The organism is Pseudomonas sp. TH34, assembly GCF_016650865.1.
Classification (GTDB): domain Bacteria; phylum Pseudomonadota; class Gammaproteobacteria; order Pseudomonadales; family Pseudomonadaceae; genus Aquipseudomonas; species Aquipseudomonas yamanorum.
The window spans coordinates 331,325-357,406 of record NZ_JAEKFB010000029.1 but is presented as its reverse complement, the minus strand read 5'-3'; the positions used below and the strand labels follow the sequence as shown (position 1 = coordinate 357,406).

The 26,082-nt window shown below is 60.4% G+C and carries 27 protein-coding genes; 17 read left to right on the top strand and 10 right to left on the bottom strand.

The genetic code is table 11. The features are described 5' to 3' along the window. The 7 genes from JFU58_RS32650 to JFU58_RS22665 form a co-directional block, all read left to right on the top strand. Positions 1-70 (top strand): hypothetical protein (locus JFU58_RS32650; RefSeq protein WP_446739987.1); only part of this gene is annotated, 70 nt, incomplete at its 5' end. A gap of 58 nt (positions 71-128) precedes the next feature. Continuing rightward, entirely contained in the window at positions 129-1,493 is a 1,365-nt protein-coding gene (locus tag JFU58_RS22690) for an aspartate aminotransferase family protein (RefSeq protein WP_201142381.1), read from the top strand. 208 nt (positions 1,494-1,701) lie between these two features. Beyond that, positions 1,702-2,796: a polyamine ABC transporter substrate-binding protein gene (locus JFU58_RS22685; protein ID WP_201142405.1), complete on the top strand. Its 1,095-nt coding sequence runs from the start codon at positions 1,702-1,704 to the stop codon at positions 2,794-2,796. Between the two features lie 164 nt (positions 2,797-2,960). After that, positions 2,961-4,055 carry a polyamine ABC transporter substrate-binding protein gene (locus JFU58_RS22680; protein ID WP_201142379.1) on the top strand — a complete coding sequence of 365 codons (1,095 nt, stop codon included), beginning with the start codon at positions 2,961-2,963 and terminating at the stop codon, positions 4,053-4,055. Positions 4,056-4,130: 75 nt separating this feature from the next. Further along, positions 4,131-5,273, top strand: coding sequence for an ABC transporter ATP-binding protein (locus tag JFU58_RS22675; protein WP_003195240.1), 1,143 nt, complete (start codon positions 4,131-4,133; stop codon positions 5,271-5,273). Beyond that, positions 5,270-6,190, top strand: coding sequence for an ABC transporter permease subunit (locus tag JFU58_RS22670; protein ID WP_003213882.1), 921 nt, complete (start codon positions 5,270-5,272; stop codon positions 6,188-6,190). Before JFU58_RS22675 ends, JFU58_RS22670 begins: the two co-directional genes overlap by 4 nt. Continuing rightward, the gene (locus JFU58_RS22665) at positions 6,187-7,074 is read left to right on the top strand and encodes an ABC transporter permease subunit (protein ID WP_008438909.1); all 888 of its coding nucleotides are present in this window, start codon (positions 6,187-6,189) and stop codon (positions 7,072-7,074) included. Before JFU58_RS22670 ends, JFU58_RS22665 begins: the two co-directional genes overlap by 4 nt. A 150-nt stretch (positions 7,075-7,224) precedes the next feature. Here JFU58_RS22665 and JFU58_RS22660 read toward each other — a convergent pair whose 3' ends face one another. Then, positions 7,225-7,866, bottom strand: a complete 642-nt coding sequence (locus JFU58_RS22660) for an HD domain-containing protein (protein WP_201142377.1) — start codon at positions 7,864-7,866, stop codon at positions 7,225-7,227. 267 nt (positions 7,867-8,133) lie between these two features. On the opposite strand from JFU58_RS22660, the gene JFU58_RS22655 reads away from it, so the two are divergent. Beyond that, positions 8,134-9,099 carry a GlxA family transcriptional regulator gene (locus JFU58_RS22655; protein ID WP_177025627.1) on the top strand — a complete coding sequence of 322 codons (966 nt, stop codon included), beginning with the start codon at positions 8,134-8,136 and terminating at the stop codon, positions 9,097-9,099. On the opposite strand, the gene JFU58_RS22650 is transcribed toward JFU58_RS22655, so the two are convergent. Then, entirely contained in the window at positions 9,077-9,430 is a 354-nt protein-coding gene (locus tag JFU58_RS22650; RefSeq protein WP_016973032.1) for a carboxymuconolactone decarboxylase family protein, read from the bottom strand. The genes JFU58_RS22655 and JFU58_RS22650 overlap by 23 nt on opposite strands. A gap of 99 nt (positions 9,431-9,529) precedes the next feature. Here JFU58_RS22650 and JFU58_RS22645 point away from each other — a divergent pair, with 99 nt between their 5' ends. Further along, positions 9,530-10,432 carry an AraC family transcriptional regulator gene (locus JFU58_RS22645; protein ID WP_201142375.1) on the top strand — a complete coding sequence of 301 codons (903 nt, stop codon included), beginning with the start codon at positions 9,530-9,532 and terminating at the stop codon, positions 10,430-10,432. A 124-nt stretch (positions 10,433-10,556) separates the two neighbouring features. On the opposite strand, the gene JFU58_RS22640 is transcribed toward JFU58_RS22645, so the two are convergent. Then, on the bottom strand, positions 10,557-12,920 hold the full coding sequence (locus JFU58_RS22640) for a penicillin acylase family protein (protein WP_201142373.1): 2,364 nt from the start codon (positions 12,918-12,920) through the stop codon (positions 10,557-10,559). A 239-nt stretch (positions 12,921-13,159) separates the two neighbouring features. Here JFU58_RS22640 and JFU58_RS22635 point away from each other — a divergent pair, with 239 nt between their 5' ends. Together JFU58_RS22635 and JFU58_RS22630 are read left to right on the top strand one after the other, a co-directional pair. After that, complete coding sequence (locus JFU58_RS22635) at positions 13,160-14,245, top strand: GNAT family N-acetyltransferase (protein ID WP_063026425.1); 1,086 nt, start codon at positions 13,160-13,162, stop codon at positions 14,243-14,245. Next, entirely contained in the window at positions 14,242-15,123 is an 882-nt protein-coding gene (locus tag JFU58_RS22630) for a hypothetical protein (protein WP_201142371.1), read from the top strand. The genes JFU58_RS22635 and JFU58_RS22630 overlap by 4 nt, the downstream gene beginning before the upstream one ends. Here the strand turns inward: JFU58_RS22630 and JFU58_RS22625 are convergent. The 4 genes from JFU58_RS22625 to JFU58_RS22610 all read right to left on the bottom strand — a co-directional run bounded on the left by JFU58_RS22625 (position 15,113) and on the right by JFU58_RS22610 (position 17,803). Next, positions 15,113-16,339, bottom strand: a complete 1,227-nt coding sequence (locus JFU58_RS22625; protein ID WP_063026429.1) for a DegT/DnrJ/EryC1/StrS family aminotransferase — start codon at positions 16,337-16,339, stop codon at positions 15,113-15,115. The two genes, JFU58_RS22630 and JFU58_RS22625, sit on opposite strands and share 11 nt — an antisense overlap. After that, positions 16,336-16,749, bottom strand: coding sequence for a DMT family transporter (locus tag JFU58_RS22620; protein WP_008438917.1), 414 nt, complete (start codon positions 16,747-16,749; stop codon positions 16,336-16,338). Before JFU58_RS22620 ends, JFU58_RS22625 begins: the two co-directional genes overlap by 4 nt. Then, on the bottom strand, positions 16,749-17,105 hold the full coding sequence (locus tag JFU58_RS22615; RefSeq protein ID WP_003213864.1) for an EamA family transporter: 357 nt from the start codon (positions 17,103-17,105) through the stop codon (positions 16,749-16,751). Before JFU58_RS22615 ends, JFU58_RS22620 begins: the two co-directional genes overlap by 1 nt. 113 nt (positions 17,106-17,218) lie before the next feature. Further along, on the bottom strand, positions 17,219-17,803 hold the full coding sequence (locus JFU58_RS22610; RefSeq protein WP_201142369.1) for a DUF6436 domain-containing protein: 585 nt from the start codon (positions 17,801-17,803) through the stop codon (positions 17,219-17,221). Between the two features lie 111 nt (positions 17,804-17,914). Between JFU58_RS22610 and JFU58_RS22605 the strand changes: the two genes are divergently transcribed. Continuing rightward, positions 17,915-18,856 carry an alpha/beta hydrolase gene (locus JFU58_RS22605; RefSeq protein WP_201142367.1) on the top strand — a complete coding sequence of 314 codons (942 nt, stop codon included), beginning with the start codon at positions 17,915-17,917 and terminating at the stop codon, positions 18,854-18,856. A gap of 104 nt (positions 18,857-18,960) precedes the next feature. On the opposite strand, the gene JFU58_RS22600 is transcribed toward JFU58_RS22605, so the two are convergent. After that, positions 18,961-19,713 carry a DUF2059 domain-containing protein gene (locus JFU58_RS22600; RefSeq protein ID WP_076013040.1) on the bottom strand — a complete coding sequence of 251 codons (753 nt, stop codon included), beginning with the start codon at positions 19,711-19,713 and terminating at the stop codon, positions 18,961-18,963. A gap of 131 nt (positions 19,714-19,844) precedes the next feature. Between JFU58_RS22600 and JFU58_RS22595 the strand changes: the two genes are divergently transcribed. Both JFU58_RS22595 and JFU58_RS22590 read left to right on the top strand, forming a co-directional pair. After that, positions 19,845-20,477 (top strand): 2OG-Fe(II) oxygenase, encoded by a 633-nt coding sequence (locus JFU58_RS22595; protein ID WP_017476570.1) that lies wholly within the window; start codon positions 19,845-19,847, stop codon positions 20,475-20,477. A 2-nt stretch (positions 20,478-20,479) separates the two neighbouring features. Next, entirely contained in the window at positions 20,480-20,974 is a 495-nt protein-coding gene (locus tag JFU58_RS22590; protein ID WP_063033885.1) for a DUF523 domain-containing protein, read from the top strand. 110 nt (positions 20,975-21,084) lie between these two features. Here JFU58_RS22590 and JFU58_RS22585 read toward each other — a convergent pair whose 3' ends face one another. Beyond that, positions 21,085-21,864 (bottom strand): transporter substrate-binding domain-containing protein, encoded by a 780-nt coding sequence (locus tag JFU58_RS22585; protein ID WP_201142365.1) that lies wholly within the window; start codon positions 21,862-21,864, stop codon positions 21,085-21,087. 134 nt (positions 21,865-21,998) lie between these two features. Between JFU58_RS22585 and JFU58_RS22580 the strand changes: the two genes are divergently transcribed. After that, positions 21,999-22,439 carry a DUF4399 domain-containing protein gene (locus JFU58_RS22580; protein WP_063026439.1) on the top strand — a complete coding sequence of 147 codons (441 nt, stop codon included), beginning with the start codon at positions 21,999-22,001 and terminating at the stop codon, positions 22,437-22,439. Positions 22,440-22,500: 61 nt separating this feature from the next. Here JFU58_RS22580 and serA read toward each other — a convergent pair whose 3' ends face one another. After that, on the bottom strand, positions 22,501-23,730 hold the full coding sequence (serA, locus tag JFU58_RS22575) for a phosphoglycerate dehydrogenase (protein ID WP_010167810.1): 1,230 nt from the start codon (positions 23,728-23,730) through the stop codon (positions 22,501-22,503). Between the two features lie 204 nt (positions 23,731-23,934). Here serA and JFU58_RS22570 point away from each other — a divergent pair, with 204 nt between their 5' ends. Then, on the top strand, positions 23,935-25,329 hold the full coding sequence (locus JFU58_RS22570; protein WP_003213844.1) for an FAD-binding oxidoreductase: 1,395 nt from the start codon (positions 23,935-23,937) through the stop codon (positions 25,327-25,329). A gap of 22 nt (positions 25,330-25,351) precedes the next feature. Beyond that, on the top strand, positions 25,352-26,017 hold the full coding sequence (locus tag JFU58_RS22565; RefSeq protein ID WP_003213842.1) for a fumarylacetoacetate hydrolase family protein: 666 nt from the start codon (positions 25,352-25,354) through the stop codon (positions 26,015-26,017). The last annotated feature ends 65 nt before the right edge of the window (positions 26,018-26,082 follow it).

The window sequence follows — 26,082 nt, the reverse complement described above, 5'->3', positions numbered from 1 at the left end:
GGCCGAGCATGAAAACTTCAAGCGCGTGATCAGTTCGTGGGAGCGGGAATTCCTGCTCTTTGCCGTCTGATGCGCCGGGCGCGCCCTTCAAACGGCGCGTCCTCACCTGAAACATCTAGGAGATTGGTATGTCCAGCAACAACCCGCAAACCCGTGAATGGCAAGCCTTGAGCAGCGATCACCACCTGGCGCCGTTCAGCGACTTCAAGCAATTGAAAGAGAAAGGCCCACGGATCATCACCAAAGCCCACGGCGTTTACCTGTGGGACAGCGAAGGCAACAAGATTCTCGACGGCATGGCCGGCCTGTGGTGCGTGGCGATCGGTTACGGTCGCGATGAGCTGGCTGATGCGGCCGCCAAGCAAATGAAAGAGCTGCCTTACTACAACCTGTTCTTCCAGACCGCCCACCCGCCGGTGCTGGAACTGGCCAAAGCCATCTCCGATATCGCCCCGCAAGGCATGAACCATGTGTTCTTCACCGGTTCCGGCTCCGAAGGCAACGACACCATGCTGCGTATGGTCCGCCACTACTGGGCGATCAAAGGCCAGCCAAACAAGAAAACCATCATCAGCCGCAAGAATGGCTACCACGGTTCAACCGTGGCCGGCGCCAGCCTGGGCGGCATGACCTATATGCATGAACAGGGCGACTTGCCGATCCCGGGCATCGTCCACATCGCCCAGCCGTACTGGTTCGGCGAAGGCGGCGACATGAGCCCGGAAGAGTTCGGCGTGTGGGCCGCGAACCAGCTGGAAGAGAAGATTCTGGAGCTGGGCGTGGACAACGTCGGCGCCTTTATTGCCGAGCCGATCCAGGGTGCCGGTGGCGTGATCATACCGCCTGCCAGCTACTGGCCGCGCATCAAGGAAATCCTCGCCAAGTACGACATCCTGTTCGTGGCCGATGAAGTGATCTGCGGCTTTGGCCGTACCGGTGAGTGGTTCGGTAGCGATTTCTACGACCTCAAGCCCGACATGATGACCATCGCCAAGGGCCTGACCTCCGGCTACATCCCGATGGGTGGCCTGATCGTGCGCGACGAAGTGGTCGCAGTACTGAACGAAGGCGGTGATTTCAACCACGGCTTCACCTATTCCGGTCACCCGGTGGCGGCAGCGGTAGCCCTGGAAAATATCCGCATCATGCGCGATGAACAAATTGTTAAGCGCGTGCACGACGAAACGGCACCCTATTTGCAAAAGCGTTTGAGGGAACTGGCTGATCACCCGTTGGTGGGTGAAGTTCGCGGTGTGGGCATGCTCGGTGCGATCGAGTTGGTTCAGGACAAGGCAACGCGCAAGCGTTATGAAGGCCGTGGTGTTGGCATGATCTGCCGCACGTTCTGCTTCGAGAATGGCCTGATCATGCGCGCCGTGGGCGACACCATGATCATTTCGCCACCGCTGGTGATCAGCAAGGCCGAGATAGACGAGTTGGTGACCAAGGCGCGGCACTGCCTGGACCTGACTTTGGCGGCATTGCAGGGCTAAATGCTAGGCTCAGAACGCAGCGCCTGTCGGGCGCTGCTTCTGGGGTGTTAGAAAAGCGGGGCATTGGTTGAAAGCCGGCCCCTGAACTTGCCAGACTGTCGCCCTGTTTTGTTGCCCCTTAGACGGGCTGCGAAACACGTTGTACTTAAAGAACGAACGTGGCCCAAAAAAGAAAAAATTGGAGCATGACCGAATGAAGGCATTAGGTTTGAAGAACGCTGGCAAGACCCTCCTGGCCTTGTCCCTGATGGGGGCCATGGCAGGCGCGGCGCACGCCGACGATAAAGTGCTGCACGTTTATAACTGGTCCGACTACATCGCACCGGACACCATCGCGAACTTTGAAAAAGAGTCCGGGATCAAGGTGGTCTATGACGTGTTCGACTCCAACGAAACCCTGGAAGCCAAGTTGCTGGCAGGCAAGTCCGGTTACGACATCGTCGTACCGTCGAACAACTTCCTCGCCAAGCAGATCAAGGCCGGTGTTTACCAGGAACTGGACATGTCCAAGCTGTCGAACTACGACAACCTGAACAAATCCCTGCTTAAGGCCGTGTCCATCAGTGACCCGGGCAACAAGCACGCCTTCCCGTACATGTGGGGCTCGATCGGCATCGGCTACAACCCGGAGAAGGTCAAGGCTGCACTGGGCATCGACAAGATCGACTCGTGGGACACCATCCTCAAGCCGGAAAACCTCGCCAAGTTGAAAGGCTGCGGTGTGAGCTTCCTCGATTCGCCAACCGAAATGCTGCCAGTGGCACTGCATTACCTGGGCCTGCCGACCGACACCCAGAAGAAAGAAGACCTCAAGCAAGCCGAGGCCTTGTTCCTCAAACTGCGTCCTTCGATTGGCTACTTCCACTCGTCCAAGTACATCTCCGACCTGGCCAACGGCAACATCTGCGTAGCCGTGGGTTATTCGGGTGACGTGCAACAGGCCAAGTCCCGCGCGGCTGAAGCCGGTGGCAAGGTCAAGGTTGCCTACGACATTCCGAAAGAAGGCGCCGGCAGCTTCTATGACATGGTCGCCATCCCTAAAGATGCCGAAAACGTCGACGCTGCCTACAAGTTCATGAACTACCTGCTCAAGCCGGAAGTCATGGCGGGCATTACCAACAGCGTACGTTTCCCGAACGGTAACGAGAAAGCTACCGCATTGGTCGACAAAGACATCACCAGCGACCCAGGCATTTATCCGCCAGCGGACGTGCAAGCCAAGCTGTATGCCATTGCTGACTTGCCGGCTGCTACTCAGCGGGAAATGACCCGCAGTTGGACCAAGATCAAATCGGGCAAATAATCCGCTTTGATACCGGTTTCGCTAACTGCCGCGATGCGCGCGGTGGTTAGCGAAACAATTAAATGACAGAAAGTTTTGCCGGATCGGTTTATCGAGGGTAAGTTGCGCGCCGGTTTTGTTGCCGGGCAACAACTTCGGGCCCAACTATTTAAGAGGACCTCCACTTGCCAATTTCTTTATTTCGCAAAGCCTTGCTGGTGGGTGCAGGTATCACGCTGGCTGTCAGCGTGCAGGCCGCGCCGACTGTGCATATTTATAACTGGTCGGACTACATTGGCCCGGACACCCTGGCCAACTTTGAAAAGGCCACCGGCATCAAGCCGGTCTATGACGTGTTTGACTCGAACGAAACCCTGGAAGGCAAGTTGCTCGCCGGGCGTACCGGGTATGACGTGGTAGTGCCGTCGAACCACTTCCTTGGCAAGCAGATCAAGGCCGGGGCGTTCCAGAAAATCGACAAGTCGCAACTGACCAACTACGCCAACCTCGACCCGGCGCTGCTCAAGCGTCTGGAAAAGAACGACCCGGGCAACCAGTACGCCGTGCCGTATCTGTGGGGCACCAACGGTATTGGTTACAACGTAGATAAAGTCAAAGAAGTGCTGGGCGTCGACAAGATCGATTCCTGGGCCGTGCTGTTCGAGCCGGAAAACATGAAGAAGCTGGCGAGCTGCGGCGTGTCGTTCATGGACTCGGCGGATGAAATGCTGCCGGCGGTGCTCAACTACATGGGCTTGAACCCCAACAGCACCAACCCTGAAGACTATAAGAAGGCTGAAGAGAAACTCCTGAAAGTGCGTCCTTTCGTGACCTACTTCCATTCTTCCAAGTACATCTCGGACCTGGCCAACGGCAATATCTGCGTGGCGGCCGGCTTCTCCGGTGATGTGTTCCAGGCCAAGGCCCGTGCGGCCGAGGCGGGTAAGGGCGTGAACATCGCCTACGTGATTCCGAAAGAAGGCGGCAACCTGTGGTTCGACGTACTGGCCATCCCCAAGGATGCGACCAACGTCAAAGAGGCCCTCGCCTTCATCAACTATTTGCTGAAACCTGAGGTGATCGCTCAGGTCAGTGATTACGTCGGTTACGCCAACCCTAACCCAGGGGCGGACAAACTGATGGAGCAATCGATACGCACCGACGAAGCGGTTTACCCACCGCAGGCGGTTCTCGACCGGACTTTTGTCAACTTCGAGCTACCCCCGAAAGTGCAACGTTTGATGACCCGTAGCTGGACCAAGGTCAAGACGGGCAAGTAAGGCTTAACGCTCAAACTATCCAAGGCTGGCCCGTATTGGGCGAGCTGCACTCTTTTTATTCTGGGAGTTTCGTAAATGGCAGTTGCCTCCGGCGCCTATAAGAAAGCCCTCGAGGGCGACCAGACACCGAAAAAGGTGCTGGTCAAAATCGACCGGGTCACGAAGAAGTTCGACGAGACGATTGCGGTGGACGATGTGTCCCTGGAAATCAAGAAAGGCGAGATCTTCGCCTTGCTCGGCGGATCGGGTTCGGGCAAATCCACCTTGCTGCGCATGCTCGCAGGCTTCGAGCGCCCAACGGAAGGACGCATTTACCTCGACGGTGTGGACATCACCGACATGCCGCCGTACGAGCGGCCGATCAACATGATGTTCCAGTCCTACGCCCTGTTCCCCCACATGACCGTGGCCCAGAACATCGCGTTTGGCCTGCAACAGGACAAGATCCCCAAGGCCGAGGTCGACGCCCGTGTGGCCGAGATGCTCAAGCTGGTGCAGATGAGCCAGTACGCCAAGCGCAAGCCGCATCAGCTGTCTGGCGGTCAACGCCAGCGGGTGGCACTGGCGCGTTCCCTGGCCAAGCGTCCGAAACTGCTGTTGCTCGATGAGCCGATGGGCGCATTGGACAAGAAGCTGCGTTCGCAGATGCAGCTGGAACTGGTTGAGATCATTGAGCGCGTAGGCGTGACCTGCGTGATGGTGACCCACGACCAGGAAGAGGCCATGACCATGGCCGAGCGCATCGCGATCATGCACCTGGGCTGGATCGCCCAGATCGGCAGCCCGATCGATATCTACGAAACGCCTACCAGCCGCCTGGTGTGCGAGTTCATCGGCAACGTCAACATTTTCGATACCCAGGTGGTGGACGACGCCGAAGGCCACGCGGTGCTCAAGTGCCCGGACCTGGACCGCGACATCTACGTCGGCTACGGCATTGCCACCTCGGTGGAAGACAAGTCGGTGACCTACGCCATCCGCCCTGAAAAGCTGCTGGTGACCACCGAAATGCCGACCTGCGAGCACAACTGGTCCAGCGGCAAGGTGCACGACATCGCTTACCTCGGCGGCCACTCGGTGTTCTACGTCGAATTGCCGAGCGGCAAGCTAGTGCAATCCTTCGTGGCCAACGCCGAGCGCCGTGGCCAGCGTCCAACCTGGGGTGACCAGGTGTACGTGTGGTGGGAAGACGACAGCGGCGTGGTACTTCGCTCATGAACATGAAGAAGTTCAAACGCCAGCTGCAACGAATAACCCCCGGTGGCCGGCATGTGGTCATCGGGATCCCTTTCCTCTGGCTGTTCCTGTTCTTCATGCTGCCGTTCTTCATCGTCTTGAAGATCAGCTTTGCCGAAGCCGACGTGGCGATCCCGCCGTATACCGAGATCTACACCTTCGTTGAACAGAAACTGCAGTTGGTGCTGAACCTGGCCAACTACGGCATGCTGGGCGATGACGAGCTGTACATCGCGGCATACCTGGGCTCGCTGAAGATGGCGTTTTTCAGCACCATCCTCTGCCTGCTGATCGGCTACCCGATGGCCTACGCCATTGCCAGCGCGCGTAAGGAAATCCAGACCGTGCTAGTGCTGCTGATCATGATGCCGACCTGGACTGCAATCCTGATCCGCGTCTACGCGTGGATGGGCATCCTCAGCAACAACGGTTTGCTCAACGGCTTCCTGATGTCCATCGGACTGATCAACGAACCGCTGCAGATCCTCAACACCAACATTGCGGTGTATATCGGCGTGGTCTATTCGTACCTGCCGTTCATGATCCTGCCGCTGTACGCCAACCTGGTGAAGCATGACCAGAGCCTGCTGGAAGCCGCCTCGGACCTGGGTTCGAGCACCTTCAACAGCTTCTGGAAAATCACCGTGCCGCTGTCCAAGAACGGCATCATCGCCGGCTGCATGCTGGTGTTTATCCCGGTGGTGGGCGAGTTCGTGATCCCGGAACTGCTGGGCGGCCCGGAAACCCTGATGATCGGTAAAGTGCTGTGGCAAGAGTTCTTCAACAACCGTGACTGGCCGGTGGCGTCTGCCCTGGCGGTGGTGATGCTGGCGATCCTGATCGTGCCGATCATCCTGTTCAACCGCAGCCAAGCCAAAGAGATGGAGGGCAAGATATGAAGCGCGTCAGTTTCTCAAGCTTCATGCTGGTGGCGGGGTTGCTGTTCATCTACCTGCCGATGCTGATCCTGGTGATCTACTCGTTCAACGAATCCAAACTGGTGACGGTGTGGGGCGGTTGGTCGATCAAGTGGTACGTGGGCCTGTTGGACAACACCCAGTTGATGGGCTCGGTCGGTCGCTCCCTGGAAATTGCCTGCTACACGGCGATTGCCGCGGTGGCGCTGGGTACGTTGGCGGCGTTCGTGCTGACGCGTATCAGCCAGTTCAAGGGCCGCACGCTGTTTGGAGGCCTGGTGACGGCACCGCTGGTGATGCCGGAAGTGATCACCGGCCTGTCGCTATTGCTGCTGTTCGTGGCCATGGCGCAGATGATCGGTTGGCCCCAGGAACGTGGCCTGGTGACCATCTGGATCGCCCACACCACGTTCTGTTCGGCGTATGTGGCGGTGGTGGTGTCGGCGCGTTTGCGTGAGCTGGACCTGTCGATTGAAGAAGCCGCGATGGACCTGGGTGCGCGACCGTGGAAGGTGTTCTTCCTGATCACCATCCCGATGATCGCGCCGTCGCTGGCGGCGGGCGGCATGATGTCGTTCGCGCTGTCGCTGGATGACCTGGTGTTGGCCAGCTTCGTGTCGGGGCCGGGTTCTACCACGTTGCCGATGGAAGTGTTCTCGGCAGTGCGTCTGGGGGTTAAACCCGAGATCAACGCCGTGGCCAGCTTGATTCTGCTGGCGGTGTCGATCGTGACGTTCCTGGTGTGGTTCTTCAGCCGTCGTGCTGAAGAGCACCGCAAGAAAGCGATCCAGCAGGCGATTGAAGAAGCGGCTGCGGATGGCTGGGAGAAGCCGGCGGACTCGCGTCGCGCACCGGCACCGGTCTAATCAGGTAACCCTGACGAAACCGGATCAAAAATGTGGGAGCTGGCTTGCCTGCGATAGCGGTGTGACAGTCGACTGATGTGTTGACTGATACACCGCCATCGCAGGCAAGCCAGCTCCCACAGTGTTTTGTGGTGTTTATAAGGCTGTGTTTCAGGCTATCCAAGGCGACTTGCGAATCACCTCGACAAAGTTCATCGGCTTGAACCCAGGCTCCTGATCCACCAGCACATCGGTCTTCACGTTGCCAAACGTGGTCTGCGGACGATGGCGCAGGCCGTCGGCAAACGCGCAGATGATGCACTCCTTGAACCCTTCACCCCGTGGATGCGCATGCACCACCGCTTCGCGCTGCACGCTGGTAAACGCCGCGTACTCCATCCCCAACACATCCATCTCCACGCCAGCGGTCACCAGCGCCACAGTCGGACGCAAATGCTTGGGCACGCCCGGCGTGGTGTGCAGGGCAATCGACAACCACACCTGTTCGATGTCGTCATCGCTCAACCCGTAAGGCTTGAGAAAGTCCGCCGCTGCATTGGCGCCGTCCACTTCAAAGCGCTCGTCGTTACTGCGGTGACCTTCCACCAGGCCCAGGTCGTGGAACATCGCGCCGACGTACAGCAGCTCCGGGTTATAAGCCAATTGCTGGCGCTCACCGCTCAAGGCGCCGAACAGGAACACGCGGCGGGAGTGGTGGTAGAGCAGGTCGGATTCGATGTCGCGGATGTATTCGGTGGTGGCCTTGGCCAGGGCGCTGTCCGGGATCTTGATGCCGGCGATGGTGGTGCTCATGGTCGTTGTCCTCAAGAAAGCGCCGGGTTGGCGCCGATGAGTCCAGTCTGGCCGTGCGCCCGCGAGGGGGCCACCGCGGCGAGGGTGCGATCCCGGCCAATGTGCCGCGATATCGCGCCAAGGCTATGCGCGATCAAATGTGGCAGCTGGCTTGCCTGCGATAGCATCACCTCGGTATACCTGATGGACCGAGTCGCCTGTATCGCAGGCAAGCCAGCTCCCACAGGGGTTTTGCATTTATTCAGTTGGAAAAAGGTGTTTCTACCCATGGGCAAAACCGTTGCCATCCTGATCTTCCCCGGCGTCCAGTCACTGGACGTGACCGGGCCCCTGGATGTGTTCTGCGAGGCCAACCGTTTTCTGCCGCCCGAGGAGCATTACCAGTTGGAGGTGATTGGCCTGGGCCACGGCAACATGGCCTGTTCCAACGGCTTGTCGTTGCAGGCGCATCGGCATTTCAGCGAAGCCCTTGATCCCTACGATTTGCTGCTGATGGCCGGCGGGCCGCAGCTGCCCTTCGAGGATTTCGGCCCGGTGTTCAATCAATGGCTGCGTGACGCCAGCGCGCGAGCCAAGCGCTTCGGCTCCATCTGCAACGGCGCCTTCATGCTCGCCCGTGCCGGTCTGCTGGACGGCCGCACCGTCACCACTCATTGGGGCGACGCCGCCGACTTGGCCAGTTTGTGCCCATCGGCCCAAGTGGAAGCCGACCGCCTCTACGTGCAGGACGGCAACCTCTACACCTCGGCCGGGGTGACGGCAGGCATCGACCTGTCGCTGTACCTGCTCGCGCAGGACCACGGGCCGGAAGTGGCACTCAGCGTGGCCAAGCGCCTGGTGGTGTTCACCCAGCGTTCAGGCGGGCAGTCGCAGTTCAGCCCGTTTTTGACACCCCACGCAGAAGCCACCTCGGCGGTGGCGCTGGTACAGCTCTACGTATTGGCCAACCTGACGGGCGACCTGACCATCGCTGATCTGGCCAAGGCTGCCAACATGAGTGCACGCAACTTCTCGCGGGTATTCGCTCGGGAAGCGCAGATCACCCCGGCCGAGTTCGTCGAGCGGGCGCGGGTGGATGCGGCGCGGGTGATGCTGGAAAGCACCCACGCGCCACTCAAGACCGTGGCGTACCAGTGCGGCTTTCGCGACGCCCAGCACATGCGCAGTGTGTTCAATCGCCGGCTGGGCGTGACGCCGCAACAATTCCGACTTAACTTTGCGGCGCCGGTTTGAGCGTGTCGTAGGCTTCCAGGGCACGCAGCGAGTAGATATACGCCGCACCGGCATTCAGCGAAATCGCCGTGGCTAAGGTCGCCGCCACTTCTTCGCGGGTAGCGCCGGCCTTGATCGCCGCGTCGGCATGCACGCCGATGCAACCGTCGCAACGTGTGGTGATGGCCACGGCGATGGAAATCAGCTCACGGGTCTTGGCATCCAGGACGTTGTTTTCCTCGGCAGCTTCCCCCAGCGCCATGTAGGCTTTGACCATCTTCGGGTTGCTCTTGCCCAGCGCGCCAAAGGCTTTCTTCACGGTAGGCAGCAAGTCGGACCAGTTATTGAACATCGTGTTAACTCCTGAACGGTTTGGGTGTGAAGCCAGTGTGTGCGGTTCAGGTTTGGCGCTTTTGTTCGATCCACTCACCTTTTTGACCGATGCTCGCAAATGAACTCCATCGACACCCTGATCGCGTTGGCCAACCTGCGGGGCAGCCTGGACTTGCGTTGCCAGTTCCAGGGCGCCTGGGCCATGGACCACGAGCCCGAGCCGCTGGGCGTGGCGCCGTATCACATTGTGCTGGCGGGCACGTGCCGCGCCGAATTGTCCGGTGGGCAGCAGGTGACGCTGGAGGAGGGCGATATCCTGTTGATGCCCGGTGGCGCAACGCACCTGGTGCGCAGCCAGGGCGCGCGAGTAAAACCGGTGGCGCAGACCGTGATTGAAGGCGGCTTGCTGCCGATCCATCGCCTGGGCGGTGAGCAGCCGGACGTGGACATGCTCTGCGGCAGTTTTCGCTACAACCGCCAGTCGTTGCTGTTCAGTGCGTTGCCGGACTACCTGGTGGTGTCGAGTCGGCAGTGGCAGGCCGATGGGCAGTTGGCGGCGTTGATCGCACTGCTGCGCAGCGAGGCGGACGGGCAACGGTTGGGGGCGCGCTTCTTTATCGATGCGCTGTCGTCGGCGTTGTTCACCTTGATCCTGCGGGCGTGGCTGACGCAGCAAGCGCCGGTGGCCGGCACCTTTGCCTTGTTGACCGACAAACGCCTGGGCAAGGCCTGGCAGGCGATGCTGGCGGATCCCGGCCATGAGTGGACCATCGACAGCCTGGCCAGCGCCGCGTCGATGTCCCGGGCGACGTTCATGCGCGGGTTTGTCAAAGTGGCGGGTGTGTCGCCGTGGGTGTTGCTGACGCAACTGCGCATGGAGCTGGCGTTCAACCTGCTGCATCAGTCGCGGCTGAGCCTGACGGATATTGCCGCCCAGGCGGGGTATCAGTCCCAGGCAGCGTTCAGCAAGAAATTCAAGGAGACCTACGGAGAGGCGCCGGGGCGGCTGCGAGCACGGTAGACGCCACGATGGAGATCAACTGTGGGCTTGCCTGCGATAGCGGTGTGTCAGTCAACATTTCTATCGACTGACACACCGCTATCGCAGGCAAGCCAGCTCCCACATTTATGGCATTTCTTCTGAGCTATTGCGGTGTCCGGGCCGGCAATAGCTTGAGGGTACTGCGGGTATTCGCCGTCACTTCCTCATCATTGAAATGCGCCTGTTCATACCCACCCTCGATATACGTCTCCGCCTGGTCGGAGTAGTGCTTGTCGAACGGCACGCCACTCTGCCCGACCGGGTTGATGGTCAGCGCATGGGCGGCGTCGGCGAAGTCGATCAGGCGCCGGGTCGACGGTCCGTACGTCACTGGCCATGGCGCCGGGCCGATCTGTGCGGATTGGTTGTTGGGCACTTCATGGGTGCCGGGCGCAGCAAACGGGCCGACGTTGACGATCTTGTCCAACGGCTTCTGCGAGCCCAGCGGATGACCATGGGTCAGGGTGTGGGCCTTGCCCCATTGCCACTGCGACGGGTCGTCACCCAAGGTCGCCTTGAGGTGTTGCAGGCTGTTGTCCCACGCGAGCTTGACGGTGTCGGCACGGTGGCCATCCCACCAGGGCGAATCCGCTGAAGCGGTCAGGCGTGGCAAGGCTGCGTCCACTACCCGGGTGGTGAGCAAGGTCTTGAACATTGCATCGCCCAGTTTGGGGTGGAACGCGGCGTCAGTGAGGTTGAACAGGAACTGGTTGAACAGCGTGGCACTGGTGGACTCCAGCGGGTAATCGCCTTTCCAGGTTGCCAATTGTTCCACCAGCTTCAACTGCGCCGGGTCCTTGACCACTTCACGCAGCACCGGCAACAGCGGTGCCAGTAGCCGTGGGCCGTAGGCGGTGGTAGTGCCGAGCTGCAAGGCCTGGCTGTTGTCCACGTCCCATTTCACGCTGTTGTCGCTCAGCTGCGCGTTCAACTGCTGGCCACGGTCTGCCAGGTTGTAGTAACCGGGAATCGGCATGCCGGTGGGGGACGCGGGCTGGGCATTGGCGGACACCACATAACCGCGGGCCGGGTTTTCTTCCTGGGGGTTGGCGCTGAACGGGTAGAAGCCGAGCTTATCCGCCTGGGCGGTGCTGCCGTCGAGGATAAAGCCCGGGTTGGCCCCGGCCGGGCGGATCGGCAACTGTGCCGCCGCCCACCAGCCGATATCGCCCTTGGCATTGGCCCACACGATATTCAAGCCAGGTGCCTGGACCTTCGCCGCCGCTGCGCGGGCCTTGGCGAGGGTATCGGCACGGTTGAGCTGGTAGAAGCCGTCGAGGATCGGGTTCTCGGTGTTGAGGAACGCCCACCACATAGCAATCGGCGTCTTGCCGGCATTCTCGCCGAGCACGTCATTGATGATCGGACCGTGGGGCGAGGCGCGCAGGGTCAGGGTTACCGGGTCCTGGCCCTTGACCGCGATCTGTTGCTCGCTGCTGGTCATGTCCACCCATTGGTCGTGGTACCAGACCTGATTGGGGTTGTCCGGGTTGACCTTCTCGGCGATCAGGTCGAGGTCATCGTTCTGGAACATGGTCAGGCTCCAGCCGAAATCCTTGTTATGGCCCAGGAACGCCACTGGCACCAGCGCGTTGTGATAACCGTAAAGCTCGAAGCCCGGCGCCGACAGCTGCGCCTCGTACCACACCGACGGCACCGAGAAGCGGATATGTGGGTCACCCGCCAGCAACGGTTTGCCGCTCTTGGTGCGGCTGCCGCTGATGGCCCAGGCGTTGCTGCCTTCGAACTGCGGCAGGCCGTTGTCGGCCATGGCCTGTTCGCTCAACTGGGCGATGGCACCCAAATCCTTCCAATCACCGGCCGCGAGATTCAGCGCGCCCTTGGGCTGCCAGTCGAGGTCGAAGACCTTCAGGTAATCGCTGCCCAGTTGATCGCGTACGTACGTCAGCAAGGGTTCGGTGCGAAAGGCGACGGCAAAGCTGTAGGCCAGGTAGCCGGCGACGCTGATGGTGTCTTCGGCGGTGAACCGGCGCTTGGGGATGCCCAATACGTCGAACTCCATGGGGCTGGCGTGGCTGTCCTGATACTGGTTGACCCCGTCCAGGTAGGCTTGCAGGGCCTTCCAGGACGCAGACTCATGGTCCATGTGCTCGACGTAGCTCAAGGCACGCTCGCGAATGCGCAGGCTGCGGAACAGTTTGTCGGTCTCCAGCAGCTTAGGCCCCAGCACCTCGGCCAACTCGCCACGGGACAGGCGGCGCATGATCTCCATCTGGAACAGCCGGTCCTGGGCATGTACATAGCCAAGGGCGCGGTACAGGTCGGTCTCGTTCTCGGCGCGGATATGCGGCACGCCTCGGTCGTCGTAGCGCACCGTGACCGAACCTTGCAGGTGGGCCAGCTCCACCGTGCCCTGGCGAGTCGGCTGCTTGCTGTACACGTACCAGCCGGCGCCAACCATCAGGGCTACGAGCAGGATGGCCAGCGCGGTCAGGATGCGTTTCATGGGTTGTCCCTTATTAGTCGGTCACCGTGAAGATTCGGGCAGTTTAGTGGGTTTGGCGAGCGCTGCGGAAAATGCTGTCGGGCTCGCGTTCCCTGAACCTCACCTGCATGAAGTCGGGGTTATGAAGTTGGATGCGGGTGAGCGGGTTATTATGTTTGCTCTGTTACATGAAACCAGCCGCGCCGTGATCAATCAGGCCATCCGTGCGCGCCTTTGCTATCACTTTCGGAATGCAATTTATGACAGATCCCAGCCGTGCACAGGTGCCTTATGCCTGCTGCATGGAAACGCCATCGCTGATCAGCAACTTTTTGCGATACCCGCCGGTGGGCTTCGACGCCCAGCTGTCAGCACAGGGACTGCCGTACTTTTTCACCCGGTTCGACCTGCAAACCACCGCCGACGATGAGCTGCGGACCCGCCTGCGCAGTTGGCCGGGGTACCGTTTGTGGCAGTCATGGCTGCATATCGACACCTGCTTTGTCGGCACCACGGTCAGCGAATACTCCCCGTTTCCGCTGAGCGTACCGCCACAGGACATGGCGCAATGGCTGCAACAGGAGTGTGCGCCGCAACGCAAACTCACCATCGTCAAAGACGTGCCGCTGGATTCTCCGCTGCTCAGTGTCGAGGACAATCGCTACGCACACGCGCTGATTGAGGCTTGCACCCAGCGCGGATTCATCAATGTAGAGGGCCAGGCGCTGGCCTATGTGCCCATCGACTTCACCTCGATTGACGAGTATCTGTCGCGGTTATCCCATAGCCGCCGCCGCAATATCCGCCGCAAGTTGCGCAGCCGTGATGAGTTACGCATTGAGGTCCTGGACACCGGCGATGTGCGGTTCAGCGATGAGCAATGGCAGCAGGAACTGTATCGGCTGTACAAGGCGGTGTACGCACAGAGCGAAATCCACTTCGATTTGCTCACGCCCGATTTCTTCATTCAGTTGCTCACCGATGCCGACAGCGGCGGGCATGTGTTCTGCTACTGGGACGAGGACGAGTTGGTCGGCTATAACCTGTGCTACCAGCAAGACGGCAAGTTGCTCGACAAGTACATCGGCCTTAACTACCCGCTGGCGCTGGAGCACAACCTGTACTTCGTCAGCTGGTTTGTGAACCTGGAGTACGCCCTGGAAAAGGGCCTGCAATTTTATGTCGCGGGCTGGACCGACCCACAGGTCAAATCCAGCCTCGGCGCCAAGTTCACCTTTACCCGCCATCTGGTGTGGGTGCGCAACCCGCTGTTGCGCAAGGTGTTGAACCGCTTCCGTCACCACTTTGAAAGCGACATGCAATGGCAGCAGGAGCAAACCTCATGAGCCAGGCCCGACCCGCGTTGATCCTCGATTTTGATGGCGCCGTGAATAACATTCCCGGCGCCATCACCCTGCCGTTGCAGGCCTGGCAGGAGAAGATCCGGTTCGGTTGCCGCTGGGCACAGTTCAAGGAGCTGGAGAACGCCCTGCAAGCGCAGATGCCCAATGACTACGGCTGTGTGTTTACCGGCAGCGGTGACTATCACCACCTCAGCCAGTTGTTGTTGAACCGTCTTCCCATCCAGCAAAAGATCCAACTGATCATTTGCGATAACCACCCGGACAACATGCGCTATCCGTTTGGTATCCATTGTGGGTCTTGGGTCTACTGGGCCAGCCGCCTGCCACAGGTCGAGCATGTGCATGTGCTGGGCATTGGCTCGCCGGACATTTCCCTCAAGCACGCCTGGGAGAATCACTGGTCACCGCTGGTGAAACGCAAGCTGACCTACTGGAACACCAACGTCGATACCCGCTGGTTGAACTGGATCGGCGCAGGCCGCAGCAACCGTGCATTCACCAGCGCGGACGAGTTGATGGGGGCGTTCCTGGCGCAGCTCGACCCTTCGTTGCCGGTGTATCTCTCCATCGACAAAGACGTGCTGAGCCCGGAGGTGGTGAATACCAACTGGGACCAGGGCGAGTTTCTGGAGAAGCATTTGAATGCGCTGATCGATGCCTGCCAGGGCAGCATTATCGGCGCGGACATTACCGGCGATGTCTCGGCTTATCACTACCAGAGTAAGTTCAAGCGTTGGCTGAGTGCGTCGGATGGCCAGGAAGAGCTGCCGGAGAACCAGGTGGTGATCTGGCAACAACAGCAGAATGAGTTGAACGCGCGCTTGTTGACCCGTATCGATCAAGGCTGGGCTAGCGTTTAAGAATTCGCCGTAGATGATCCAGCACTTGCTCGAACAGTTCGTCCGTCAGCCAGTGGCTGTTGCTGATCGACAGTGTCTGGGCGGCGAAGCTTTGCGCGCGGGGGATATCGGCGCCTGGCTGTAACAGCGGGGTGAGCGCCGGGTAGCTCGGCAAGACGTGGATAAACAGACGGGTGACGCCCAGGCCCGCCGTCCACAGCTGCGCCATCGCGGTATCGCGGGTTTGTGCGCTGGGCATCACCACCATCAGGAACGGCCAGGTACCTTGCTGGCCCGGGCTGTCGGTCAACACCGAAACGCCGGGCAAGCTGCTCAGCTGCGCCACGCGACGCAAGGCCCGTAAGCGTCCTTGCTGCAAATGTTCGGGCAAGCGTGCCAATGCGGCAGCGCCGACCTTCTGGCGATAGCCGCCCAACCGGTGCAACGGAATATCGTTGACGGAAAAATCATCGCCGACTGCCGCCACTTCATCGCCCCGCGCCAGCGCCGCCCGCAGCGGTTTGCCGTACACGTACTTCAGCCCGCGGGGCTGATACGCCGCGGCATAGCCCCACAGCTCGGCGCTGCGTTGCACTTCCCAGCGCAGGCTGAAGGGCAAGTCCTGGCGGCATTGCTGGTGCAACGCCTGATGCAGCACCGCATCCCGGCTGAACAACACGCCGCCTTCGGCCGTCGTCAGGCCTTTGCCCAGTGCCATGCTGAAAAAGCCGATGTCGCCTTTGAGTCCGACGCTTTTTCCGTCATCCAGCGCGCCCATGGCCTGGGCGGCGTCTTCGATGACCGCCACGCCGTAAGGCTCGGCAATGCGCGTGGCGGCATCCACATCCGCTACGCGCCCGGCCAGGTGGGTGACGACGATCGCCAAGGTGTTTTCGTTGCACAGCTGCGCCAGCTGTTGCTCGTCCAGGTCGATGCTGCCGGGCTTTAAATCGCACGGCACCACGCGTAATGGCGGGCAATGATGGGCGGCCAGGGCCACCAGCGGGCAGGTATAGGCCGGCACGATAAGCTCGGTGCGCCCAGGGCTACGTTGCTGCAACACCCGCAGCGCCATGATCAGGGCGGCCGTGCCGGAACAGGGCAGGGCCGGCAAAGGGATGTCGAGCTGTTGGGCCAGGTCGCGGGCCAGGTTGCCCGAGAGGTTGAACAAATCCTGCCAGCGCAGGGGAAGGCCCGCCGTCGGCGGAATCTCCCGCTGGCTGACAACGGGCGTCATGACGCCAGCGTCTGCGAGGGCTCGGCCTCGACGGTCTTGCTCTCTTTGTCTTCACTGCGCGCCAGGCACAGGATGCCGGCAATGATCAGCGCACCACCGACGATTTTGGGCAGGGTCAGGGTGTCGTTGAACAACCACACGGAGATCAACGTCACGCTGATCAGCTCCAGGTGGGAGGCGGCAAACGCCGGGCCTACCGGCGCGTATTTCAACAACGTCATCCAGGTAAAAAATGCACCGATGTAGCCAACGAATGCCCCGTAGATCCAGGGCGCACCAAACACGCGTATCAGCCACGCGGCGTCCATTGTCAGCGGTTCGGCATGAATCGAGGCGAACTTAAAGCTGACCTGCGCCAAGGTATCGAAAATGATCAGCGACAGAAAACCCAGGATATAAAACCGTTTCATTACTCAAACCCCACGACGGTCACGCCACAGGCGATCAGCATGATGCCGATCAACCGCCATTTGCTCAGGCTTTCCTTGAACAGGAAACGGCCCGCAATCATGATCACGACAATGTTGATGGAGCCTAGCATCACCCCGACCGACAACGGCACCAGTGTCAGGAAGGCCAGCCACAGCACGAATTCGAAGACATAGCAGATGATGCCCAGCCAAATCCACGGACGCTTGAGCATATGGCGCCAGTGGGCCATGCCGTCATGCTCGGCGCTGGCTGAAGCGGCGGCTTTAAACGCCAACTGGCCGGACGTATCGACGATAACGTTGAGTATCCAGAGGATGATGGTTAATTGGCTCATGTGTTCCCGTGTCGTCTGCTGGTACGGCTAGCTGCTTACGATACAGGAGCATGCCGATACAGTTGTTCGAGTTTGTCGAACGAACAGCGTCTGTTCAGCTTGGCGCGCCCGGTTCAGGGTGCAGGCGCGGCCCCGTTCCACTCGCAGTAACAGCCTACCGCCAGGGTGTGGGTCGCATTGACCTCGCGCCCGCCTTCGAGGGCTTGCAGGATGGGTTCGATAAAGCTGTTGCGGGAGTTACACGTCAGCCCTTCGCTGTAGGGCCCGAAATACGCCAGCTTGCCGCTGCGGTCCCAGATGCCCACGGCAGGGCTGGCAGGCAGGTGCTGGGCGCCTGGCACGGCCTTGAGGGCCTTCATCGCGCCGAGGGTGGCGGGTAACTGGCCGTGGCTGCCGGCTTTCTGCAGGGAATAGAACTCCACGCCTTGGGGGGCGTACTGCTCAATCAGTTCGCTGAGGTGCTGTTGGTTTCCGACATTGCACGGGCAGGCCGGGTCCCAGAAGTGCACCAGGCGGATCGGGCCCGGGCCGGCAAGCTCGGCCGGCAGGCTCAGGCTGTCACCGGAAAACACCGCCGTATGCTCACTGAATGCCCGCAGGTAACGCCCCTGGAACCAGTCATACGCCGCCCATAACACCCCGGCGCAAATGATCACGATCAGGCTGGCGAAGAGGGTGGTGCGGTAGGGCTGTCGCATTTGGATCGATCCTCGGAGGACGCGTAGCTTGCCATGCTTGCCCTGACAGATGAATATCGCGGCTCGATATTCATCTGTTCAATGCGTTGAAGCCACAGTCTGGAAGTTCTTATGCCCGTTACGTTTGACCCTGATCATCTGCGCGAAAGCTTGCGGCCCCTGGTGGACGCGCAGCCGCTTTCTGCCGAGGCCCGGGTCTACCAGCGCTTCTACGGCCTGGACCTGCCCGCCCGCAAGGTGCCCGCAGCGAGCCGCCTGGGGCGGTTTGCGGTGGATGGGTTCGAGGTGGTCTGCCAGGTGTGGTGGCCGCCCGTTCCGGTGGCGACGATGTTCCTGTTCCATGGTTTCTACGACCATATGGGCCTGTACCGCAATGTCGTGGATTGGGCGTTGGACCAGGGCTTTGTGGTGATTGCCTGCGACTTGCCGGGCCATGGTTTGTCCAGCGGCGAGCGGGCCAGCATCGATGACTTTGCGGTGTACCAGGACGTGGTGCAGGCGCTGTTTGAGCAGGCCAAGGCGTTGCAGCTGCCGCAGCCGTGGCACCTGTTCGGGCAAAGTACCGGCGGCGCGATTGTGGTGGATCACCTGCTTAACCATGGCGTCGACAGCCCGGCCCAGGGCAAGACCTTTTTGCTCTCACCGCTGGTGCGTCCCCGCGCCTGGGGCTGGTCGCAGCTCAGTTATTACTTGCTCAGGCCGTTCGTCAAAGGCATCGCCCGGCGTTTCAGCGATAACACCAACGACCCGCAGTTCAAGCCGTTCCTGGAGGCCGACCCGTTGCAGCCACGGCAGTTGCCCACCGCCTGGGTGGGCGCGTTGGCGCGCTGGATCAAACGCATTGAAGCGGCGCCACGCAGTACGCGGCGGCCGTTGATCGTGCAGGGTGAGGAAGACATGACGGTGGACTGGCAGCACAACCTGAAGGTACTGCGCAGCAAGTTCGACCAGCCGGAGATCTTGATGCTGCCGCGCGGCAGGCATCACTTGGCGAATGAGATTCCGGAGATTCGGCAGCAATACTTCAGGTTTCTCACCGACCACCTGAAATAACGCAATCCAAATGTGGGAGCGGGCTTGCTCGCGAAGGCGGTAGATCAGTTAGCATAACCAGTGACTGGCACACCGTCTTCGCGAGCAAGCCCGCTCCCACAGGGTTACTGCGCCAGGCTTGAGGTGCTTTGGCCGACCGCCAGGCCGGCGCGAATCGCCGCCAGTGCCGCCTTGTAGTACGCCTTGCCATCCGGCGACTCCGCGAATGTCGCGAACTCCTCCAGCTCCGGGTCGGACAGATCCCGGTAGACGTACAACAACGTGTTGTTCAAATCATTGCCAATCTGCTGCATCAGGCGCTCACGCTGGCCGTTCAACATGCCCTGTGCCTGACCGCCGCCCAACAGGCCTGGGATCATCTGGCTCAAGCTGTCGGCGGCCACACCGGCAATCGCCAGGCTGACTTCAGCCCCGGCTTCCCGCGCAGGCAGCGCCTGGGCCAGGTGGCCAATGATCAGGCTGCGGGTGGCGTCGGCCTCCATATGCGGCAAGCCCTGGGCATTCTTCGCCAGTTGATCCCGGCGCGTGGCCAGCAACTCGGCGGCGACAATCTTGCGGCCAAGGGGCGACTGGAAAAAGGCCAAAGCCGGCTTCGGGTCCGCCAGATTCTTGCGAAGCTGTGCTTCGGCGCGCTGGTCTACCGACTGCGGCGCAAAGCGTTTATTACTGTTGTCCACCAGCGCTTGATACACCGCCGGCGGCAAGCTGTTGCGGTAGCGTTGCTGGGCGGCACTGAGGGCGTCATTAAAATGCGCGCGCTGGTCTGCCCAGCCGGCGACCTTGTACAACTGGTCATGGCTGTCTGCCCAGGCGGGCAAAACGCAGAGCATCAGCAAGGAAAAAAACAAACGACGCATAGGGACTCCTGTCAGTCGGCCACTATTGTCCGTGTCGGGCGTAGGATTTGTCGAGAAATCCTATCGGTCACCTGACTAAAGTGTATTCAGACGCTCGGCGGCTCTGTCGGATTCACAGGCGTATGGATACTATGCGCGCCATGCCCATACCCTCCGATCACCCGCTGCTGTTACGCATTGTCGATGACCTGGCCGCACAAGGCTGGTCGCAGCAGAATATCTTCCTGCCCGAGGCTCTGACCCTCGAACTGGCGGCTGAGTGCCATAAACGCGCCGCCGAAGGCGAATTGGCGCCCGCCGCCGTCGGACGCGGGCCGTCCCAGGAGATTCGCGAGGGCATTCGGGGGGATCATATCCAGTGGCTGGAACCGGGTGAGGTAGTCGCCTGCGACACCTACCTCGAGCTGATGGACAGCCTGCGGGTGGCAATGAACCGCGGCCTGTTCCTCGGCCTGGAAGACTTCGAAAGCCACTTCGCGATGTACCCACCGGGGGCGTTTTACCTCAAGCATGTGGACCGTTTTCGCGATGACGATCGGCGCATGGTGTCGGCGGTGATCTACTTGAACAATGCCTGGCTGCCGGAACATGGCGGCCAGTTGCGCATGTACCTCAAGGGCGACGTCGAATACGATGTGGTGCCCATCGGCGGTTGCCTGGTGGTGTTCCTGTCGGGGGAGATCCCCCATGAAGTCCTGCCCGCCACCCGCGAACGCCTGTCCCTTACCGGCTGGTTTCGCCGGCGGGGTAACGAGCCGTTCTGATGATGCAAAAGATTCTGGTCAGCCGCTGCCTGTTGGGGCACCGGGTACGCTACGACGGAGGCGCCAGCGGGCCTTTCGATCAATTGGCCGCGTGGCAGGCCGAAGGCCGGGTGGTTGCCGTGTGCCCCGAGGTTGCGGGAGGTTTGCCGACGCCACGGCCGTCTGCCGAAATTCCGGGCGGGCAGGGGATTGACGTGTGGGAAGGCCGCGCCCAGGTGCTGACGGCCCAAGGGGAAGACTTCAGCGAAGCCTTCCTCGATGGCGCCCGCCAGGCGTTGGCCTTGGTGCAGCGTCACAACATCCGGGTCGCCGTGCTCAAGGCCAACAGCCCGTCTTGCGGCAATCTGCTGACCTATGACGGCACCTTCACCGGCGTGAAGGTCACGGGCGAAGGCGTGACGGCGGCATTGCTCAAGCGCCATGGGGTGCTGGTGTTCAGTGAGCTGGAGTTGCCCGAAGCGGCAGCGGCCCTGGCCAAATGCTCAAGCCCGACATAGATCAACATGTGGGAGCGGGCTTGCTCGCGAAAGCGCAGTGTCAGTCACCCGATGCTCAAGCTGACCCACCGCATTCGCGAGCAAGCCCGCTCCCACATTGACCGAGTCGTTTATTCGGCCTTTTTCACCGGCTTGCTCGCATCCATTCCGAACCACTTCTCCGACAACGCCGTCAGCCGGCCATCGGCTTTCACCCGTTGCAGGGCCTTGTCCAAGCTGGCCTTGAACGCCGGGTTACCCTTCTGGAACGGAATCGCCAGGCTCAGCGTAGGGCCGACATCTGCGCCTTCCTTCACCGGCAACTGGCTGTCGCGAATCGCGTAGGGGATCAGCAACCGGTCACTGATGGCCGCATCGATCTGTTGGTCAGCGACGTCCTTGATCGGCTGCCTGGCATCGGCATAGCTGCGCAAATCAACGCCATCGGCGGTGCGCGCCTGCTCCACAAACTGACTGCCCTGGGCCACGCCCAGCGCCTTGCCCTTGAGCGCCGCGAAGCTGCCCAGCGGGCGTTGTTCCTGCTTGCGCACGATCAGTTGTGCACTGGAGTAGCTGTAGGGCTCGCTGAAGTCGAAACGATCCGCCAGTTCAGGAGTCATAGCGATATGGTTGATGGCCACGTCGTACTTGGCGCTTTCCACGCCAGGTAGCAGATCGGCGGCATCGACGGTGATAAAGGAGGGGCGTACGTCCATTTCCTTGGCCAGTAACTCACCCAGTTCCACTTCAAAGCCGGTGAGTTTGTCGCCTTCCTTGAAGTTGAAGGGCGGGGTGTTGGCTTCCAGGGCGATGCGCAATTCCCCGCGGTCAAACACATCGTCAATCAGTTCGGCATGGGCCAACGGGCTTACAAGGGGAAGTAAAAGTAACAGGCCAGGCAGGAAACGCATGGTCTCTCCTAAAGAATTCGAATGAGCGAGGCGCTGTTCCGGCTCGCTTTGCTATGGTGTTGAGTGCCTTGGACAGCAATTTGTCGCGAAGTTGTCATAACCCTACAGATTTCACCGAAAAACTGGAGAAGTGAATGAAAGCCTTTTTGACCCGTGCAACCCTGGCCAGCCTATTGCTGGGTGCTTCGATGTTGGCGACCGCTGCTGATGGCATTCCGCGCAGCGCTCCACCAGAAGGTGCCAAAGTGTTCATCGTGTCGCCAAAAGACGGCGCCACTGTCGATAAAACCTTCACCGTGAAATTCGGCATGGAAGGCCTGAAACTGGCCCCGGCCACCAGCCAGGACCCGGGCACCGGCCACCACCACCTGCTGATCGACCAGAAAGCATTGCCTGACGCCAGCGTGCCAATCCCGGCCACCGACACCGTGATCCACTACGGCAAGGCCCAGACCGAAACCGAGCTGACCCTCACCCCAGGCAAGCACACGCTGCAACTGGTCGCCGGCGACAAACTGCACATGCAGTTCAACCCGACTGTAGCCTCGAAAGTCATCACGGTTAACGTCAAGTAAGATTTGTTCAGACAAAAAAAGGGAGACCCGAGGGTCTCCCTTTTTTAGGCGCGTTTAACGATTAGAACAACACGCGGCTACGGATAGTGCCGTTGATGTGTTGCAGCTTCTCTTGCGCCAGGTCCGAGTACTCGGCGTCTACGTCGATCACCACGTAGCCGACTTTCTCGTTGGTCTGCAGGAACTGACCGGAAATGTTGATGCCGTTTTCCGCGAAGACCTTGTTGATCTCCATCATCACGCCAGGGATGTTCTGGTGGATGTGCAGCAGACGGTGCTTGCCAGGGTGAGCCGGCAGCGCTACTTCCGGGAAGTTGACCGAAGACACCGACGTACCGTTGTCGCTGTACTTGACCAGTTTCTCCGACACTTCCAGGCCGATGTTGGCTTGGGCTTCAGCGGTGGAACCACCGATGTGCGGGGTCAGGATTACGTTGTCCAGGCCACGCAGCGGGCTTTCGAAGATGTCGTCGTTAGAGCGCGGCTCTACCGGGAACACGTCGATGGCGGCGCCGATCAGGTGTTTGTCCTTGATCGCGTCGGCCAGGGCGTCCAGCTCAACAACAGTGCCGCGTGCGGCGTTGATCAGGATTCCGCCCTTCTTGATGGCGCGGATTTCCTTCTCGCCGATCATCCACTGGGTCTCAGCGGTTTCCGGTACGTGCAGGGTCACGATGTCGGACATGCCCAGCAGCTCGGTCAGGCTCGACACCTGGGTGGCGTTGCCCAATGGCAGCTTGGTCAGGGTGTCGTAGAAGAACACCTGCATGCCCAGGCCTTCGGCCAGAACCGACAGTTGAGTACCGATCGAGCCGTAACCGACGATACCCAGCTTCTTGCCGCGGATTTCGAAGGAGTTGGCTGCGCTCTTGATCCAGCCGCCACGGTGGCAGGAAGCGTTCTTCTCAGGGATACCGCGCAACAGCAGGATGGCCTCGGCCAATACCAGCTCAGCCACAGAGCGGGTGTTGGAGTACGGTGCGTTGAACACCGCGATGCCGCGCTCGCGCGCTGCGTTGAGGTCGACCTGGTTGGTGCCGATGCAGAAACAACCTACAGCGACAAGCTTCTTGGCGTGATCGAAGATCTCTTCGGTCAGCTGAGTGCGGGAGCGAATGCCGATGAAGTGCGCGTCGGCGATCTTTTCCTTGAGCTGGGCTTCCGGCAGAGAACTGGTGATGTACTCAATGCTGGAGTACCCAGCAGCCTTCAGAACGTCGACGGCCGATGGGTGGACGCCTTCCAGAAGAAGGAACTTGATCTTGCTCTTATCGAGAGAAGTCTTGCTCATCTGCGTAAACCTGTATCCCGGAGAAAAATGGCAGGGAATCGGATCACGTAAGCTGACCCGGACGGCAGGAAAGCCGTCACCGCAGAACGCCCTTGGGCACTATCCTGCGGGGGCGGTATGCTAGCATACGTGCCCCGCTAAACACCCATTCCTGCGACGTGAAGCGTTCTCAGGATGACCATGAATTGTTCGAGAGTTCTGTCGATGACCCATCCTGCCCTGATTGATGAGCTGAAGACCCTGGTTGAGCCTGGCAAGGTCCTGACCGATGCTGACTCCCTTGAGGCTTATGGCAAGGACTGGACCAAGCATTTCGCGCCGGCCCCGGTGGCCATCGTCTTCCCGAAGACCACCGAACAGGTGCAGGCCATCGTCCGTTGGGCCAATGAACACAAGGTGGCGCTGGTGCCGTCCGGTGGTCGTACCGGCCTGTCGGCTGCTGCGGTGGCAGCGAATGGCGAAGTGGTTGTGTCCTTCGACTATATGAACCAGATCCTCGACGTGAACCTCACCGACCGCACCGCCGTGTGTCAGCCGGGCGTGGTCACCAAGCAATTGCAGAACGTCGCCGAAGAAAAAGGCCTGTACTACCCGGTGGATTTCGCCTCGTCCGGCTCCAGCCAGATTGGCGGCAATATCGGCACCAATGCCGGCGGGATCAAGGTGATTCGCTACGGCATGACCCGTAACTGGGTCGCCGGCATGAAAGTCGTCACTGGTAAGGGCGACCTGCTGGAACTGAACAAAGACCTGATCAAGAACGCCACCGGCTACGACATGCGCCAGCTGTTTATCGGCGCGGAAGGCACCCTGGGGTTTGTGGTCGAAGCGACCATGCGCCTGGACCGTGCGCCGAAAAACCTCACCGCCATGGTGCTCGGCACCACCGATTTCGACTCGATCATGCCGGTGTTGCACGCCTTCCAGAGCAAGCTGGACCTGACCGCGTTCGAGTTCTTCTCCGACAAAGCCCTGGCCAAAGTCCTCGGTCGCGGCGATGTTCCGGCGCCGTTCGAGTCCGACTGCCCGTTCTACGCGCTGCTGGAATTCGAGGCGACCACCGAAGAAGTGGCCAACGACGCCCTGGCCACGTTCGAACACTGCGTGGAGCAGGGCTGGGTGCTCGACGGCGTGATGAGCCAGAGCGAAACCCAACTGCACAACCTGTGGAAGCTGCGCGAGTACATCTCCGAGACGATCTCCCACTGGACGCCGTACAAGAACGACATTTCGGTGACTGTGTCGAAAGTGCCGGCCTTCCTGAAGGAAATTGACGCGATCGTCGGCGAACACTACCCGGACTTCGAAATCGTCTGGTTCGGCCACATCGGCGACGGCAACCTGCACCTGAACATCCTCAAGCCGGAAAACCTGAGCAAGGACGAGTTCTTCGCCAAGTGCGCCACCGTCAACAAGTGGGTGTTCGAGACCGTGCAGAAGTACAACGGCTCGATCTCCGCCGAACACGGCGTGGGCATGACCAAGCGCGACTACCTGACCTACAGCCGCTCGCCGGTTGAAATCGAATACATGAAAGCAGTGAAAGCGGTGTTCGACCCGAACGGGATCATGAACCCGGGCAAGATTTTCGCTGTTTAACAGTCCCTGAAGGAGTCGGTCCATGAGCTACCAGCACAAGTATGTCGACGGCACCAATATTCACTTTCCCCTGGGGAAAGTGGTGTGCATCGGGCGTAACTACGCCGAACACGCCAAGGAACTGGATAACCCGGTGCCTACCGAGCCGCTGCTGTTTATCAAGCCTGGCAGCTGCGTGGTGGCGCTGGAAGGTGGTTTCGCCATCCCTACCGAGCGCGGTTCGGTGCACTACGAAGCGGAAATCGCCGTGTTGATCGGCAAGCCTCTGTCGGCCAAGCCGAGCCGCGAGGAAGTGCTGGACGCCATCTCCGGCTTCGCCCCGGCCCTCGACCTGACCCTGCGGGATAAACAGGCCGAGCTGAAAGCCAAGGGCCTGCCGTGGGAAATCGCCAAGTCGTTTGATGGCGCGGCAGTGATTGCCCCGTTCGTGGTCGGCAGCACGTTCCCGGACGTGACCGACATCGGCATCCGCCTGACCATCAATGGCGAAGTGCGCCAGGACGGCAACAGCGCGATCATGCTCAACCCGATCATCCCGATGATCCAGTACATGGCCGGCTGCTTCTCCCTGCAGGCCGGCGATGTGATCCTCACCGGTACACCGGCCGGCGTGGGCCCGCTGAATGTGGGTGACGAGCTGGTGCTGGAATTGCCGGGTGTGAGCCGCTTCGAAAGCAGCGTTCGCTAAATACCTGGCGAAACGCGGTTAAAAATGTGGGAGCCGGGCTTGCCCGCGATAACGGTGTGTCAGTC

What these genes read in the sequence shown, in the direction of transcription:
- JFU58_RS22675 (WP_003195240.1), top strand. Translation starts at nt 4,131, where the DNA reads ATGGCAGTTGCCTCCGGCGCCTATAAGAAAGCCCTCGAGGGCGACCAG.
- JFU58_RS22580 (WP_063026439.1), top strand. Translation starts at nt 21,999, where the DNA reads ATGAAAGCCTTTTTGACCCGTGCAACCCTGGCCAGCCTATTGCTGGGT.
- JFU58_RS22600 (WP_076013040.1), bottom strand. Translation starts at nt 19,713, where the DNA reads ATGCGTCGTTTGTTTTTTTCCTTGCTGATGCTCTGCGTTTTGCCCGCC.
- JFU58_RS22585 (WP_201142365.1), bottom strand. Translation starts at nt 21,864, where the DNA reads ATGCGTTTCCTGCCTGGCCTGTTACTTTTACTTCCCCTTGTAAGCCCG.
- JFU58_RS22625 (WP_063026429.1), bottom strand. Translation starts at nt 16,339, where the DNA reads ATGACGCCCGTTGTCAGCCAGCGGGAGATTCCGCCGACGGCGGGCCTT.
- JFU58_RS22690 (WP_201142381.1), top strand. Translation starts at nt 129, where the DNA reads ATGTCCAGCAACAACCCGCAAACCCGTGAATGGCAAGCCTTGAGCAGC.
- JFU58_RS22595 (WP_017476570.1), top strand. Translation starts at nt 19,845, where the DNA reads ATGCGCGCCATGCCCATACCCTCCGATCACCCGCTGCTGTTACGCATT.
- JFU58_RS22635 (WP_063026425.1), top strand. Translation starts at nt 13,160, where the DNA reads ATGACAGATCCCAGCCGTGCACAGGTGCCTTATGCCTGCTGCATGGAA.
- JFU58_RS22615 (WP_003213864.1), bottom strand. Translation starts at nt 17,105, where the DNA reads ATGAGCCAATTAACCATCATCCTCTGGATACTCAACGTTATCGTCGAT.
- JFU58_RS22650 (WP_016973032.1), bottom strand. Translation starts at nt 9,430, where the DNA reads ATGTTCAATAACTGGTCCGACTTGCTGCCTACCGTGAAGAAAGCCTTT.
- JFU58_RS22570 (WP_003213844.1), top strand. Translation starts at nt 23,935, where the DNA reads ATGACCCATCCTGCCCTGATTGATGAGCTGAAGACCCTGGTTGAGCCT.
- JFU58_RS22665 (WP_008438909.1), top strand. Translation starts at nt 6,187, where the DNA reads ATGAAGCGCGTCAGTTTCTCAAGCTTCATGCTGGTGGCGGGGTTGCTG.
- JFU58_RS22645 (WP_201142375.1), top strand. Translation starts at nt 9,530, where the DNA reads ATGAACTCCATCGACACCCTGATCGCGTTGGCCAACCTGCGGGGCAGC.
- JFU58_RS22590 (WP_063033885.1), top strand. Translation starts at nt 20,480, where the DNA reads ATGCAAAAGATTCTGGTCAGCCGCTGCCTGTTGGGGCACCGGGTACGC.
- JFU58_RS22605 (WP_201142367.1), top strand. Translation starts at nt 17,915, where the DNA reads ATGCCCGTTACGTTTGACCCTGATCATCTGCGCGAAAGCTTGCGGCCC.
- JFU58_RS22670 (WP_003213882.1), top strand. Translation starts at nt 5,270, where the DNA reads ATGAACATGAAGAAGTTCAAACGCCAGCTGCAACGAATAACCCCCGGT.
- JFU58_RS22620 (WP_008438917.1), bottom strand. Translation starts at nt 16,749, where the DNA reads ATGAAACGGTTTTATATCCTGGGTTTTCTGTCGCTGATCATTTTCGAT.
- JFU58_RS22630 (WP_201142371.1), top strand. Translation starts at nt 14,242, where the DNA reads ATGAGCCAGGCCCGACCCGCGTTGATCCTCGATTTTGATGGCGCCGTG.
- JFU58_RS22655 (WP_177025627.1), top strand. Translation starts at nt 8,134, where the DNA reads ATGGGCAAAACCGTTGCCATCCTGATCTTCCCCGGCGTCCAGTCACTG.
- JFU58_RS22660 (WP_201142377.1), bottom strand. Translation starts at nt 7,866, where the DNA reads ATGAGCACCACCATCGCCGGCATCAAGATCCCGGACAGCGCCCTGGCC.
- JFU58_RS22640 (WP_201142373.1), bottom strand. Translation starts at nt 12,920, where the DNA reads ATGAAACGCATCCTGACCGCGCTGGCCATCCTGCTCGTAGCCCTGATG.
- JFU58_RS22610 (WP_201142369.1), bottom strand. Translation starts at nt 17,803, where the DNA reads ATGCGACAGCCCTACCGCACCACCCTCTTCGCCAGCCTGATCGTGATC.
- serA (WP_010167810.1), bottom strand. Translation starts at nt 23,730, where the DNA reads ATGAGCAAGACTTCTCTCGATAAGAGCAAGATCAAGTTCCTTCTTCTG.
- JFU58_RS22565 (WP_003213842.1), top strand. Translation starts at nt 25,352, where the DNA reads ATGAGCTACCAGCACAAGTATGTCGACGGCACCAATATTCACTTTCCC.